Here is a 553-nt window from a genome sequence, read left to right on the forward strand (position 1 = left end):
GGGGAGGTGTCGGTGCGCCCGCCCGTGCGGACGAACGCGAAGAACTCGGCCAGGATCCGCGGGTCCGCGCCGCCGTGCCCGCCCGCCGGGCGCGGGATCTCGTAGGACGCGTCGGCCTCGTCGCGGTGGCCGGAGCGGCGGGCGTTCCACACCTTCACCACGCCGCCCGGCCCGTCGCCGAAGTTCTCCAGGCGGCCGGCGTCGCCGATGACCGTGTAGTTGCGCCAGTAGTCGGGCGTGAAGTGGCACTGCTGGTAGGCGGCGATGACGCCGTTGTCGAGGCGCATGTTCATCACCGAGACGTCCTCGACGTCGATGACCGGGTTGAGGTCGCGCTGCGCCGCCGGCGGCCAGTTCGCCTCCGGCCGGTACCAGCCGGCCGTCTTGGCCGTGCCGGGCGCTCGCCGGGGCAGGTCGCCGTAGACCATCAGGTCGCCGAAGGCCTGCACGTGCCGGGTGTAGCCGCCGGCCAGCCAGTGCACCACGTCCAGGTCGTGGGCGGCCTTCTGCAGCAGCAGCCCGCCGACGTGCGCGCGCTCGGCGTGCCAGTCCT

General features: G+C 73.8%; 1 protein-coding gene. It reads right to left on the reverse strand.

From position 1 onward, the window contains the following. Positions 1–553 (reverse strand): Gfo/Idh/MocA family protein (locus tag IO39_RS43445; RefSeq protein WP_043637711.1); only part of this gene is annotated, 553 nt, incomplete at both ends.

It is taken from the genome of Nonomuraea candida, from assembly GCF_000725485.1.
Lineage (GTDB): Bacteria > Actinomycetota > Actinomycetes > Streptosporangiales > Streptosporangiaceae > Nonomuraea > Nonomuraea candida.